Raw genomic sequence first — 14,194 nt, 5'->3', positions numbered from 1 at the left:
CTTCGGGGACGAACACGCGTTCGTGGCGGACGGGGTTGCTGAAGCACCGCATTCGCCCATTACTCATCCCGCCTGCGATCGCAGGCCGCTATCCCCGCCTGGAGCACCCTATGGCTGGACGTTACAACTACCTGCTCGTTGAGTACGCCGACCCGATCGAGGTCTTCGGCGCGGTTGAATCCCCCGACTGCAGTTACTCGGAGAGGGCGATCGACACCATCCGTCGTGACGACGCGGTCGCCGACAAGGTTCGGTACGATGAGGCGCTCGGCTGTCTGATGCTGACGCCCACGTATACCCCGGCCGACACCCCGCTCTCCGCATGCACGCACACCAGCGGCAGCTGGGTCGAGGCCGTGACCACCACGACCAAAAAGAAGGTCGTCCAGCAGGTCGCCGGGACCGCCGATACTCAATGGTCCTACACGCACGGGGCTTCGCCGACCGTCGCCATCCCAGACGGGGGTGGCCTGTGGCTCACCCTCGGTAAGAGCACGGTCGATCCGGCCGGGACGATCAACGCCGACCATTGCTACGTGCGCGCGACCCTGATGGCGACGTCCCAAAAAGGCTACCGGATCGCCTGGCCTCTGGGATCCAACCCCCGCCTCGAGCAGACCTTGGACGGCGCCACGTGGACCCATAAGGGCGACATACAGGTTTTCGACGGGGACAAAGCCGCGTCGGGACGCCCGGACCTCATCCGCTTCCAGATCCTCCGTTGCGCCGGCAAGATCGCGTTTCGGGCCACGGTCAACAACTCCGTCAACCAGGCGGCTCTGACCGTCCCGGACATGGACCTGATCTACCCGCTGACCGTCACCGGCATGAACTACAAGGCGACGATCTCGCATTTCCCGATAACGTTCGAGGCCTCCGGCTCTCTGGCATCCTGTCCGCATCCGAAACTCTGGGCGAACACCCGGGAACCCGTCACGTCCCACGACGGGTCCACGGCCGGTATCTCCGTGACGATGCGCGACACCGGATCCGACTGGCTCACGGCCTGGATAGCCGTCCTCTCGGCGTCGGAGTCAAACACGATCACGCCCTGGTTCCGGTCGGTTCACGTCTCCATCCCCGAGATCCACACCGACCCGTCTCCCTATCCGACCTGGACGGCGCTGCCGTTTGTGCTGGGCGCCAGCATCCACCATGATTTCAGCCCGGCCGAGATCACCGTGCGGCGATCAGGCTTCGTCGTCTGCCGCAACCACGAGGGCCAGTACCGCGACTGGCGCGGAAACTGGGCGGTCCGGATCACGACATGGATCGAGTGGGTAGACGACCATGGCGTGCGGTCCCTGTGGGAACCGAGCGTCCGGATGGTCGGGTGGTTGGGGTTCAAGACCGAAACCGGCACGGAAGAGTGGTCATCCAGTATCCTCGATCGGGTCGACTACGAGCTCCGGCAGTCCGTCGGGGACGACATCCATTTGGACGGCCTCTGTATGTACCACGCCGTAAGGCTGCTGGCGCAAAAGGCCGGCTTTACGAGGCAATGGCTCAGCGATAACCTTCCAGGCGCACCGGAAGGCGCGTGGGACTGCGACAGCGTGTCGTGCATCGGAGCGGCCGGGCATTTGCACATAGGCGTCGGCACCAACGACAACCCGCTCTACGAGTACAGCGCGGACACGTCAATCTGGGACATCATCCAGGACATTGCGCGCCGGTATGGCATGTTCGCAGGCGTGGACAGCCTCGGTCGGTTCGAATTCTTCCCGTGGGACCCCTGGAAGGCTCGCAACGACTGGACCCCCAAACAGGTATTCAGCGTTGGCGCCGAGTACGACCTAGAGGGCAATCCCTATCTCAACCAGTGTCTCGGCGAGTTGGTCAAACACGTCAGCTACGAAGACGTTCGGAACGGCGTCACGTTGATCGGAATGACCGGCGGTACGCGCAAACCGATCTGCAGCCATTTGTACGACCACGACAGCGTCTACGGCGGCGCCCTCGAAAAGCCGGCCAACTACATGGGCCGCCTCCGGAGATACGTCGAAACCAATGCCCGCTATGAGGACCCGGTCAGCACCGACTACTTCGCCCTGCGCAAATTCCAGATCCTCAGGGAGCCCCGTGTCTGGTTCGACCCGCTGGCGTGCGTCCCCCAGCCGCTGTACCCTCTCGACTACATCGGCATCATGGCCAACCGCACCCTCTCGGATGACGACCGTTTCTACCTCGCGTCGGTCCACGAAGACCTTTGGACAGAGGCCGACAACCACGGCGTCATGCAGCACTACAAAATGGTCCTCTATCCCGAATTGATCCCCCAGGGCTACTCGGCCTGATGTTCAGGCCAGGGCCTGACCTCGATCCCGTACTAGGAGTCACCCAATGTCAACCATAGTCACCAACGTCGCGGCCCTCAACGGGTTCAAAACGAAACTCAGGTCCAAACAATCAACTGTCGGCATCCACGTGTGCGCCAGTTTTCCGTACGGTGGCGGGGCGACCTACCCGGACGAGCAGGGCTGGGGCACGCTGTTCAACCGCCGCATGGCCACGATTGGCGGCTACGGAGGCGCCATGATCGGCGGGAACATGGCATCCACGGACGGGTACTGCGGACATTACCCGTCGTTCAGTTCCACCGCCGGCACGGCTTTCGGTATGGTGGGGGGCGGCATGGGCAACGCCGCGTTCGGGGGCGCCTCCACGACCCGCTCGGGCGACACCACGATCGTCACGTTCCGGGGCCGCTACCTCGACATCATTTTCGGCAACCCGGGTTACCCGGCCCTGAACTGCGCAACCGTCACGTACAGCGTCAACTGCGTGCCCCCGGTCACCGGCTCGTTCAGCACGGCCCCATCCCCGGATGGCACCGATCAGTGGAACCGCTGCCGCACGATCGACTGCGGGTATGACGCCGAGCACACCGTCACGCTCTACAAATCAGACACGACGTATTTGAACACCCGGATCGAAGGGATTGTGGCCCGGATGGCATCCGGACGGGGCTACATCGGCGCCAACCTGAGCATCAACGGCACGAATCTGACGAACGTCGCCACGTTCGCGACGACCCTCGACAAGGCTATGGCTATCTGGGGCTGCCAGCTCCGCCACGACGGGACCCGCTACTGGACCCCCGATATCGGGTTTTTCGACCTGTTTGGTAACGAATGGCTGACCGGCCCGGCCGACGCCGCCGCGCTCGCCGCGCTTTACACCAGCTCATACGCGAAAATCGACACCGTGTTCGGCTATTGGGCGACCCGGCCTTTCCCCATCGTCATCCCGTGCTACCCGCGCCGCAAATCGGACACCGGGACCGCCGGCGTCAACGACGGGGCGACGAGCGATCAGTATATGCGGGACTGCCTCACGCGCGCCCAGGCGGCGCACCCGATGGTCGTCGGAGTCGATATGACCGATCTCTGGGGCGGCACGCGCGCGGGCGCGGTCACGGCCGGATGGCTGACGGGAACATGGCATCCGACCACGGCGGGACACGCGTCAATCGAAAATGAGATTTCGCGGGCGCTGGGCCTGGCCGGGGCGGAATACGACATGGTGATCCGCGACACGGTCAACGCCACATCCGCGACCCGGAGGGCCATCCTGCTGAGCGGCGGAGCCGGCCTGATCTGGCACAAGGGCGATACCGGCCCGGGCGCATTTATCGAGACGACCGACAGCGCCCAGGCGAACGTCGATCTCAGCGCTCTCTACACATCCGCCACGGTCGTCATCCGGCGCACCGACAAGACGGACGTGGTTCTGCCCGGAACATTCACGTCCGCCGTCCCGCCCGGAGGGACTGAGACCCGTTACGGCATCGCCTGCGCATGCCCTCCGACCGACACCGTCAGCGTCCTCAACGTGGCAATCCATTTGACGACCGAGTCCGGCACGATCGAAACCATCCCGAACGAACTGACCTGGTTCGTGCGCGCGTAATCACAGGAGCACCCCATGTCCGTAACCACATTGATCGCCCCGTCTCCATACATCCTCGTCCGGCAGGGATCCGCGCCGCAGCCGGCTGCCGCCCCCGTCGTTCCGGTTGCCGCCGAGGCGGCGCCGCGCCTGGACCGGTCGATCCTGGTACCGGTACCCGTCGGCGCGTCGGTATGCGTCGTCGACACGAGCGGCCACCCGGTCCCGTCCTGGGTGACGGCGGCCGAGGTCACTGCGGACTGGAACGGCGTAGCAGTCGACGATATCGGCATCACGATCGGTCCGCTCGGCCGTTCGGTCACTATCACGCTCGACGGCACGCAGACGTTCGGCGCGGACGATACCCTGCGGCTCAAGTACCCGGTCTGAAGGAAGGCGCCCCCATGCGAAAACACATATCAATGGCCGTTGGCCACCAGTATCTGATCACCCTGGCGCTCTGCGCGCTGTCCGTCATCCCGGCGGCCGGCCAGCGGATATCCAATCAACAACTGCCCGTCGTCGCCCTCGGCCGGGGCGGCACCGGTTACGCCGCGGCGGACCTCAACGCGCTCAAAACCTACCTCGGCATCGGGACGGGCGGCGGCACGTGGGGCTCCATAGCGGGGACGTTGGCCAATCAGACCGACCTCTCGGCGGCGCTCGCCGGCAAAGCCCCGCTTAACGGTGCCGGGGCGACTGGGACGTGGCCCATATCGATATACGGCAACGCTGGCACCGCGACCACGGCGACGGGCCTCTCGGCGACGGAGGGCGGAACCATTGGGTCTATCAGCTACACCAACGCCACCGGCTGGCAGTTTACGGACGACAACCCGAACATGTCGGGGTACACGTTCAATGGCGGGCCAGTGTTCGGAAACTTCATCGGCATGTTTTCCGGCAACGCGGACACGGCGACCATGGCCGGCGGGCTGTGGGACGGTTACACCGCCTCCGGTATAAGCGCCGACGCGAGCGGTTGGGTGTCGACAGCGGACATCAAGGCGCCGCATTTTCGCGGGAGCGGGGCGTACCTGACGGAGCTCCCCGCCCAGACCAACATCCCGACCTATTACATCACGTCTGGGGTTTTTGATAGTGCTCGATTGGGTGCTGGGTCTGGCGACGCCGCGGCCGTCCTCGGCATGAACGGGACAGGGTGGATCAAATTCTTTCAGAACGCGAGCGCCGGGGATCCCATGGGTCCCGGCTCTCCGACCACGACACTGACAGCCGCTATCGCCAGTTTCGGCACGAACCTGCAAGTCGCGTCCACCGCGGGCTACCCTCCGACGGGGGCGCTCAAGATCGATAACGAATACGTCGGTTATTCATCCATCCCCGACGGGACGCATTTCACCCTCAATTTCCGGGCGTACGTCGGGTCCACGAGCGCGTCGCACGCGCTTGGGGCTACCGTGTATTACGCTCCCCGCTACGCCGCCTTTACGTACCTGGCATCCGCGTTCGGCGCGACGGACACCGTGCTGAATGTGACATCGACAGTCGGGTTCCCAACGTCCGGCTGGATGCTGATCGGCACAGAGTTGTTCTATTACGCCAAAATCGTAAACGCTACTCAGTTCGGAGGGCTCATCCGACCATGCCCGGTGTCGCATGCGAACGGCACAGCGGTCATGCCTGATTGCCGGGGGACCGAGACGTACGCGCCGATGTTCGGGCCAGGCACATTCGTCGCCAACGTAGCAACCGTCCCCGCGCTGTCGGTGGTGAATTCGACCGCGTCTCCGACCGCCGACCTGGTGGACGTTTGGGCCAATGGCGCCATCGTCGCGAGCATAGGGCCTGGGGGAGCGATCACAGCGCCATCGTTCACGGGCGCCGTCGCCGGCAACGCGTCTACCGCCACCACGGCGGCCGGCGTGACGATGGCGGGCGGCGCGTCCGGGCAATTCCTCGGGTGGACGACCGGCGGCGTGGCGACGTGGCAAACCCCGTCCGGATCAGGCGGCGGGACATGGGGATCCATAGCCGGAACGTTGAGTGATCAGACCGATCTCTCGACGGCCCTCGCGGGCAAACTCGGACTCCACGCGACTGCCGACGCGGCAACGACCGCGACGTCGGCGGCCACCGCCGCGAATGCGACCCGGGCCGACACGGCGGGGGGACTCGCCACATACAGCGGAACCGAGCTCCTGGGGTCGCTGACGTGGGACGGCACCCGATACACCGGCTCCAGGGTCGGCGTCGCCGAATCGGCGCTGGGTCTCTCGGCGACGGATGGGGGAAACATCGGCACCGCGACCTATTCCAGCGCCGGGGGATGGCAGTTCGCGGGCGGCGTAGTGTCCGGGAGTTTCGTGGGAAACCTTGCCGGCAACGCGAACACGGTCACGAACGGCGTGTACACAACGGGCGCGGGAGTTGTCTACCTCGCCCCGAACGGCTCCGCGGCCGCACTCACGTCGTTTCCAACGCTCAATCAGGACACAACCGGGTCGGCTGCGAAACTCGGCAGCATCACCGGCATCCCGGTCTGTTCAGCCGGAACGCCGACGGCCGTCATTTGGCCGAGCGGCATCCTCAAAGGCGCGAACACGACGGCGACTCCGGTGGCCGCGACTGCCGGGACCGACTACGTCGTCCCGTCGGGATCCGTAACGGGCAGTTCGGGGTCGGTCGCGTTGACGGCCGCCCCGGGCGCAGACCACACGACCAGCGGCACCACCATCCAGCTCGTGGCCGCGCAGGCGCAGGCCATCGGCGACGTGTGCTGCATCAACGCGTCGGGACAGGCGACACTCGCGAAAGCGGACGCTATTGCGAACGCCAGTGCCGTCGTCATGGTTGCGGATGCGACCATCGGATCGGGAGCGACCGGGAATTATCTCGTGATGGGCGTGGCCCGTGACGACACCTGGAACTGGACGGTGGGCGGGACGGTGTATCTGTCCACGACCGGAACGACCGGCAACACGCTCACACAGACTGCACCGTCCGCGGCGAATAACGTCATCCAGGTCATTGGAGTGGCGATCCACGCGGACCGCATGCTGTTCAACCCGTCGCTCGTCCAAGTGGAGCACAACTGATGAAACGCCTACTCCTCACACTTGCCCTGTTCACGGCGGCGGTCGCGTACGCGGCGACGCCCGTGTATCTGACCGACTCGGCATCCGACATCAACCCCGGCGCCGAAACCGAACTCGCCACGGCGTTCACGCGCGGGGCGGGCGTCCAGTCGGCGACATGTACAACGACATCGGGCGGGACCCTGATACAACTCGCCAAATCGGGCACGGCCGTCACGTGGCTGACAGGACCTCTGAACGCCGTCACGATCGCGGGAACCATCACGTTCAACTGCTGGGCCCAGGAGTCCAGCAACAGCGCGAACTCAACGATCAAAATCAAAATCGAGCGCACAAACGCGGCCGGCGCCGTACAGAGCGTCATCCTCGACGCGGCGTACGGCTCCGAGCTGCCCACGAACAACAACACCGCCAAGTCGTGGACGGGGACGCCGACCAGCACCGGCATCCTCGCCGGAGAGCGCATCAAAATCACGATCAAATGCGTCAACAGCGGGACGATGGGGGCCGGCTACACCGTGACCGGATATTACGCCGGGACCACCGCGGCCGCATCCGGTGATACCTACGTGTCGTTCACGGAGGCGGTCGCGCCCTACACGACGACATCCATCAAGGCGGTGAGCCGGGTCGCCTACGTCGGCATCGGCAAGGTCGCCGGGCTGACCCCCGCGGACAGCAAGGCGGTTGCCGGCGTGCCGGACTGATCGACACCACTACAACAACCAAGCGGCAGAAACGCCGATCGGAGGATCGCATGAACGCATACACATACCATCAGGGCGACACGGAACCGGCCAGGGTTATCGGCCTCGCGAGCTCGACGGGCGGGACCTGGCTGCACGCTGGCGATACCGTCGCCGCCCACGACCATTTGCCCGACGGGACGGTTGTCATCATCAACGCCGCCATCACCGACCAGGGCGACGGCGCCACGCCCGCCACGATCACCATCCCCGCGCCATCAACAATCCTCGTCGGCAACGTCCGGACCCGGATCGTGCGGACGGGCAGCCACTCCGAAACGATGCCTACGGAGATCGTATACGTCGTCGTCCCGTAACGCTCGGCAACCCCGCAGCGGATACGGGTAATCCGACCCGTGTCCCCGCCGACCGCCCTCGATCTCCACGTTAGGACACCGGATGATCATGACGCAGACCCACAGCCTCCGCAGCTATTTGCCCTTCATCGAACGAGAGGACGACCAGCCCATGAACCGCATCATTTTCGCCGCCGCTCTCTGCGAAACCGACCCCGTGCGGATGTGGCGCTTGTTCAGGCTCTGCCTGGCCGCGGCCTGGACAGCCGTAGTACATGAGATCTGGGGCACAGGCCCTGAGCTCGCCCCGGCCCATTTGTACCTTCAACTCATGCTGGTCGACTTTGTGACGGGCCTAAGCGCCGCCTGGGCAGGCCACAGGACGATAACGTCCAGGATCGCCCACACGGGCGTCCTGCGCAAGCTCGTTGGTGGCCTTGGCGCCCTCGCCATGGCCCACGCGATCGACGACCACATGGGTCTCGGCGGGGCGGCTGTCCGGGATCTCGGCATGCTGCTGGTCGGGGTCGAGTCTATCTCCATCGTTGAAAACCTGAGTCTGCTCGGGATCAAAATCCCGACCGGATGGTTTGGGAAGCTGGTTGGCCCGCCCGATTGAACAGGGTCAGCTGACCCTGTCGGCAGGGAGGATAGGGTTCGCGTATGCTGCGGCGTCGGACTTCTTAATCAGCCACCGCCCTGGGCGCCGATCTTTCGACAGGCGAGTGTCCTCAGGGTCGTCGGCGATCTCCCAGGGCGCCCATTGGGCGGGCAGGCGTCCTTGGTAAATGGCCTTCCTGACCGCCTTCGCGGTAATGCCTTTCAGGGCCGCGACTTCCGGCACGGTCATATCATCGGCCGCCTTGACCACGTTCGGACTGGAACCCGCGCCGCCGGCGTTTCGGTGTCCTGGACGCCAGGCCAGCAGGTCTTCGCGGTTGATATACCAGTGACCCTGGTGTGTGTTACCTCGACTCGGGACAGCCGTGGGAGCGGGTGGGTCGTGTGGCGACCACCGGGCGGACAGGCGGTGGGTATGGATTGCCTGCCGTAATGCCGTTTCGGTGACGCCTTTCAGAGCCACGGCCTCCGCAATACTCAGTTCACCGTCGCGTTTCGGTCCGGGATCTACAACGACAGCACCAGCGCGCGGTTGCCGGTCTTCTGCGTCCCAGGCTTCTGCGTCTTGCGGCGCGATCCTCCACACGCTGCGGCCCGGACGCTTCTTGGTGCTGGGGGGCAGCACGATTTTGATTGCCGCCAGGCGCCCGTGTCTGATGGCCAAACAAACCGCTCCGCGCGTGACGCCCTTCATCAGGGCGACGTCCTGAGCGGACAGCATATCTATCGGGTTTGCCCTGCTTGGGTGCCAGGGCAAACGGGCCTAGACCCGTCTTCGGATGGGTCTAGGCCTTTTTTTGTCTCCATCCTCACTCTGCGCTGTGCGGCGTCTGCCTCGAATAGCAAATCGAGAAAGTTGGATCCGTTGTAGCGCGACCAGTCGACTTCTCTCTTGGGCCGTGCGGCGTGCCGCTCAAAAATCTCGTCCATGAGGTCGTGGCATTGTTTTTCTGTGGGTGATCGCATTTCTTCCTCCATAAAAAGAGATTGGGGAGCGCCGTGGGCCCGACCGACTTCCGCTCCCCAATCCCTGCTCAGATCAGCACTCTGCTCCGTTCTTCCGGACCATTTTCAGGTCAGGATGAGCGACCCTGATTTTCGCATGTGCAGCACACAGTACGTAGACTAGCTGCTTGTCGAGACCCCAGGCTGGGACCTCTTCTCCCGAGTCATAGAGATCCCTGGCCGTGGCCAGCATTCCCTCCGCCATTTCGACTGCGTACTCCTGCTCCAACCATTCTAGCCGTGTCATGCGTCACTCCAATCGTGGGAACCTCCTACTGATCTACTTCCTGCCAAAGCGTGCACTCAATGGCAGTTATGAAGAGTATGTGGCAGGCAGACGTGCGGATGCAACTAACGCTTGAGACGACGCCAGGCCCATGCTCCTGGGTTGCAGAGGTATTCGAGGGCTCCAATGAGCAACCTTTTCCACCAAGGCGACTTACGCTTCATGCCCGGATGTTAACCCAGTGGATGGGAGGATGACAACACCACTAGAATGAAGTAATGAATGAACTTGCGAACGGATACGGGCACCAGGAAATTGGATCGTCGCTGATCGTCCATGCGGATTGCTTCGAATGGATGAGCCGGCTTGCTCCCAACGCACTCCATGCGATCGTGACAGATCCCCCATACGGAGTCAAGGAATACGACTTCGACCAGATAGAGAAAATGGAGAATGGCAACGGAGGTATATGGCGACTTCCGCCTGCGTTCGGTGGGTGTGTACGATCCCCGCTTCCTCGGTTCACGGCCCTCAACAACAAGGAACGAGAGACACTGAGGCGGTTCTTCATTGAATGGTCAAGGGTTGCTGTTCACGCTCTTAGGCCGGGCGGTCACGTATTCCTCGCGTCTAACACATTCCTGTCGCAGCTTGTCTTCTCTGCGATCGTTGAAGGTGGACTTGAGTTCCGTGGCGAATTGATCCGCCTGGTCAGGACACTCCGGGGCGGAGACAGGCCAAAGAACGCAGAAGTCGAATTCGAGGATCAGCAGAGCCTGCCGCGCGGATGTTATGAGCCATGGGGTATCTTCAGAAAGCCAATGCCGTCCGGAATGAAGGTGAGTGACTGTCTGCGCGAGTACGGCACAGGCGCACTAAGGCGGCGCCATGACGGGGGTCCCTTCGAGGATGTGATCACGAGCGAGCGAACCCCACAGCGAGAGCGTGCTATCGCAAAGCATCCGAGTCTGAAGCCGCAGTCCATTCTGCGACCGATCGTGTATGCCTCACTCCCAATGGGGACTGGGGTTGTTGCTGATCCGTTCATGGGATCAGGCTCAACAATAGCTGCGGCCGAAGCCGTCGGGGTGGCGGCGGTCGGTGTTGAACGCCACAGGGATTATTACGATATGGCGATTGTCGCCATCCCGCGTTTGAGTGAGCTTGAGACCAAAACGGACCCGGTTCCGGTTCAGGCTATCTTGAACCTCCCTGACCTGCTCTGTACACCCAGTTAGCCTTCAACTTCTGTAAGCCTGATTTGATGATGGACGCGGTTGGTGTTCGGCGACTGTCCCCTATTCTCCCTTGGAAACTCCAGTCCTCTTCTTCCAGTTGTGCCGCAAACACTGAGTCGAACCTGAATGACATGGGGCATTTGTCGCCCTTCTTGTTCACGGTGTACGTGAAGATCATCAGAAACGAACACTCAGCGTTGTGTCCTTGCCAACTACTGGAGTACCGTGACGCCTTGATCTCAATACCTTCATGGGCATACTGCACTGAATCCCGCGGGAAACGCCCCCTGGGGATGAGGTCCGGATGACCGTTGTGATACAGGTTCCTTACAACCCCGGAGCAGTGCTTTGGGAGGTTTGCTCCCATGAACTCTCCAACGAGGGATGAGAAGTTGGCCGGCATCATAAAGACCTCCAGACGCTCTATCCCGTTCGTGTTCAGGGTCTTGTTGATATATCCAAGGAAGTCCGTAAACGCGCATAGAGAGGATGCAACGTGATTGGTGGTGAGCCCATAAGGCAGGACTGCATGGGGGTTGAAACCGTTGGGATCGATCTGGTCCGGAGTGCAAGCTGCGAGTTCGAGTGGCATTGTGGATTCCATCCTGACGTCGTTATGTGATTTCATCCAATCATTGCTCTCATCCTTCCGTGTTATCAAATCTGATGTGCACTCCAGGAAGTCGGAGGAGATCTTTCCGATAATTGAGAGTTGCAGCCCTGGGACGTACCTTGAGTTGTTCGCCCGACACGATCGGCCAGGATGGGCCCAATGGGGAAACGAGGTCGAAAGCGGGATTGGTGACCTGAATCTGGCGTCCTAGGCTGATACTAATCCGATGAGGCGCATCCCAATGGGTCACGGTAACGTGAGCAGACGCCGATTCATGGGGGAACGATGATGGGTCAGGCAAGCTCGGGCAACTGCGCTGACGTTTGGAAAGCAGGGCTATTCGCTGGGGGGGGGTGCAGGCGCTATTGGCCGCAGTGGTTATCTTCGTCGATCACAAGCCTGCGTCGCCGATGCAGTGCTCGGATGGGAGAGCCCAACTCAACACCGTCCTGTATGAGGAGGGTGGCTCCAGTTACGTAGGAATCCCCCAAGGCTTCGCACGGTAGAGTTCATGAGAGCCCGTGTTTACGGTTACCGCACGCGTAAGGACCACACCGTAATCGCCTGCAGAGAGTCCAGGGGGCACTCAGCCTGCGAATGTCAAAGGATGTCGTCCACCGAATCATATCGAAGCTGCCCCAATGTGGTGGGCAAAATGACGTTCAGGGTTGTGGGAGTTGGGCTACAACAACCCAGAACAAGCCATGTGTCAGTCCTTAGCCGCCAGGGGCCTCCACGGAATTCTTACCTTCCACTTCCGAAGGAACGTGGGGCGACGGAGTGGCTGCGGTTCCCACTTGCACTCAACGGTCTCAAACGGCCAGTAGCCCGTAGGATCCTGAGGTACACACTTTTCCGAAAGGATATCGTCGCAGCGAGTGGCTAACGCTTGACATGATTCTGCTGTTAGGGTGAACAGTCCTGATATTTCGATCGGATGTACCGAAGTAGAAGTTCTTATGGAGAGCCATATGGCGTATTCACCAGGTATCAACGATTGCTTACTTAGAAGGCTATCTCTGCTAATTCGGTACACATGTGTCGCCTCAAACTCCGGAAAGTACCGTTCCAAGATCTCTGCACGCGACTTTCGGCGCTGAGTCCCAACGCTCGCGAGATATGCCGCATTGTCGGCTTTGGTTGCACGCTCACGAATCCAATCGTTCCACCACTCGTCTAGCCTACTCATGATTCGGCCCGTTTCCGCGGCGGTATCAAAGTGGATGCACAATGCGCGCAATTGCGTTGGATCTTCTGGCTTTACGATCATTGGTCCGAATAGATCGATCTCGAATCGCGCCCTGCTTCCAGTAATCGCTCTGCGACGCAGCGATCCAATCGGCTCGAACAACCAGTTCAGTTCTAGGTTGTAAACGTAGGTTACACGAGCCTTCACACTCTTGATCAGGCTAGGCCCAAAACGTGCGTACATGCTGCCCTCAATTATTACTACTGGACCCTCTTCATGGAATCCGATCTGTATCCAACGTGCTGGATAGAACTCAAGGCGGGGCTTGCGGATGACCTTCGTATAGAACGTCCAGATTAACCCCCCGACGGCCATGGCAACCGACAGGATGAATGAGATATGACCCTCTAGGTCCTTCGTCAGGATGAATCCGAAAAGCTCAAGCATGGTGACGACTCCGATCAGTATTGCGGATACGACATATTACCATCCACGACAATGATAGCGCACAGCATCCAAACTCGCGTTATAATGCCCGTATCGTCCTCAAGTCATAGGATACTGGAGGCAACCATGATTGCGCTAATCATAATCGTTTGGGTTGTGTGCCTAGTAATTGCCTTCTATAAGGTGGACCACCCATGAACTAAAGAAGCCTTCCCCGGGGGCCGGATAGCCCTACGATTGCATCCTTCTATATAAGGATCTCTTTACTTGCATTTCAGCCTTCGTTTTTGCCAAAATTGAGCACAAATTGACTTTCGATTGGTTGGAAGCTTTACACCGAGACGGTCGTAGGTTCGAGTCCTACTTCGCCCACCAGGGCCGCGCAAGGCCGTGCGGCGCTATTTACCGGTCGCTATTGACCGGCGTTTGAGCGTCGTGTATAATGGGAAAGGCGCCCGGTGGTGAGGCGCCGCACAACGAAAGTGGTCTCGTAGCTCAGCTGGTTAGAGCGCTGCCCTGTCAAGGCAGAGGTCGCCGGTTCAAGTCCGGTCGGGACCGCCAAATGCAGTTTCGAGTTCCTGGTTCCGCGTTCCGAGTCTCGGAACCAGGAACCCGGAACTCGAAACTGCATCATGCCGCGGTAGCTCAGTTGGTAGAGCAGTGGACTGAAAATCCACGTGTCGGCGGTTCAACTCCGTCCCGCGGCACCATCACGGAGTTTCGGGTTTCGAGTTCCTGGTTCCGGGTTCAACTCGGCGCCGGGAATTTCAAACTCGGAACTGCGCTGCCGACGTAGCTCAGTTGGTAGAGCAGCGGTTTCGTAAACCGCAGGTCATCGGTTCGAGTCCGATCGTCGGCTCCAG

The 14,194-nt window shown here is 61.4% G+C and carries 12 protein-coding genes and 3 tRNA genes; 12 read left to right on the top strand and 3 right to left on the bottom strand.

Annotation, left to right across the window (positions count from 1 at the left end; all coding sequences use genetic code 11):
• The first annotated feature begins 110 nt into the window (after window positions 1–110).
• From VGM51_09540 to VGM51_09510, 7 genes are all read left to right on the top strand, one after another.
• Entirely contained in the window at window positions 111–2,297 is a 2,187-nt protein-coding gene (locus VGM51_09540; protein ID HEY3413282.1) for a hypothetical protein, read from the top strand.
• A gap of 46 nt (window positions 2,298–2,343) precedes the next feature.
• Window positions 2,344–3,912: a hypothetical protein gene (locus VGM51_09535; GenBank protein ID HEY3413281.1), complete on the top strand. Its 1,569-nt coding sequence runs from the start codon at window positions 2,344–2,346 to the stop codon at window positions 3,910–3,912.
• Between the two features lie 15 nt (window positions 3,913–3,927).
• Complete coding sequence (locus VGM51_09530) at window positions 3,928–4,281, top strand: hypothetical protein (GenBank protein ID HEY3413280.1); 354 nt, start codon at window positions 3,928–3,930, stop codon at window positions 4,279–4,281.
• Window positions 4,282–4,295: 14 nt separating this feature from the next.
• Window positions 4,296–6,950, top strand: coding sequence for a hypothetical protein (locus VGM51_09525; GenBank protein ID HEY3413279.1), 2,655 nt, complete (start codon window positions 4,296–4,298; stop codon window positions 6,948–6,950).
• Window positions 6,950–7,657, top strand: coding sequence for a hypothetical protein (locus tag VGM51_09520; GenBank protein HEY3413278.1), 708 nt, complete (start codon window positions 6,950–6,952; stop codon window positions 7,655–7,657). Before VGM51_09525 ends, VGM51_09520 begins: the two co-directional genes overlap by 1 nt.
• A gap of 50 nt (window positions 7,658–7,707) precedes the next feature.
• Window positions 7,708–8,013 (top strand): hypothetical protein, encoded by a 306-nt coding sequence (locus tag VGM51_09515; GenBank protein ID HEY3413277.1) that lies wholly within the window; start codon window positions 7,708–7,710, stop codon window positions 8,011–8,013.
• Between the two features lie 151 nt (window positions 8,014–8,164).
• On the top strand, window positions 8,165–8,611 hold the full coding sequence (locus tag VGM51_09510) for a phage holin family protein (GenBank protein HEY3413276.1): 447 nt from the start codon (window positions 8,165–8,167) through the stop codon (window positions 8,609–8,611).
• A 6-nt stretch (window positions 8,612–8,617) separates the two neighbouring features.
• Here VGM51_09510 and VGM51_09505 read toward each other — a convergent pair whose 3' ends face one another.
• Window positions 8,618–9,277: a hypothetical protein gene (locus tag VGM51_09505; protein ID HEY3413275.1), complete on the bottom strand. Its 660-nt coding sequence runs from the start codon at window positions 9,275–9,277 to the stop codon at window positions 8,618–8,620.
• A gap of 845 nt (window positions 9,278–10,122) precedes the next feature.
• On the opposite strand from VGM51_09505, the gene VGM51_09500 reads away from it, so the two are divergent.
• Window positions 10,123–11,082 (top strand): DNA methyltransferase, encoded by a 960-nt coding sequence (locus VGM51_09500; GenBank protein ID HEY3413274.1) that lies wholly within the window; start codon window positions 10,123–10,125, stop codon window positions 11,080–11,082.
• On the opposite strand, the gene VGM51_09495 is transcribed toward VGM51_09500, so the two are convergent.
• Window positions 11,042–11,674, bottom strand: coding sequence for a hypothetical protein (locus tag VGM51_09495; protein HEY3413273.1), 633 nt, complete (start codon window positions 11,672–11,674; stop codon window positions 11,042–11,044). The two genes, VGM51_09500 and VGM51_09495, sit on opposite strands and share 41 nt — an antisense overlap.
• Between VGM51_09495 and VGM51_09490 the strand changes: the two genes are divergently transcribed.
• Entirely contained in the window at window positions 11,649–11,906 is a 258-nt protein-coding gene (locus VGM51_09490; protein ID HEY3413272.1) for an MT-A70 family methyltransferase, read from the top strand. The genes VGM51_09495 and VGM51_09490 overlap by 26 nt on opposite strands.
• A 498-nt stretch (window positions 11,907–12,404) precedes the next feature.
• On the opposite strand, the gene VGM51_09485 is transcribed toward VGM51_09490, so the two are convergent.
• A complete protein-coding gene (locus VGM51_09485) occupies window positions 12,405–13,331 on the bottom strand; it encodes a hypothetical protein (protein HEY3413271.1) in 927 nt (308 codons plus the stop codon).
• A gap of 484 nt (window positions 13,332–13,815) precedes the next feature.
• Between VGM51_09485 and VGM51_09480 the strand changes: the two genes are divergently transcribed.
• The 3 genes from VGM51_09480 to VGM51_09470 all read left to right on the top strand — a co-directional run bounded on the left by VGM51_09480 (window position 13,816) and on the right by VGM51_09470 (window position 14,193).
• Window positions 13,816–13,892, top strand: a tRNA-Asp gene (locus VGM51_09480).
• A 73-nt stretch (window positions 13,893–13,965) separates the two neighbouring features.
• Window positions 13,966–14,041: transfer RNA gene (locus tag VGM51_09475), tRNA-Phe, on the top strand.
• 76 nt (window positions 14,042–14,117) lie between these two features.
• A tRNA-Thr gene (locus VGM51_09470) sits at window positions 14,118–14,193 on the top strand.
• The last annotated feature ends 1 nt before the right edge of the window (window position 14,194 follow it).

Source organism: Armatimonadota bacterium (genome assembly GCA_036504095.1).
GTDB lineage: Bacteria > Armatimonadota > DTGP01 > JAKQQT01 > JAKQQT01 > DASXUL01.
The sequence above is the reverse complement of the archived record's forward strand: the minus strand, read 5'-3'. Positions and strand labels throughout refer to the sequence as shown.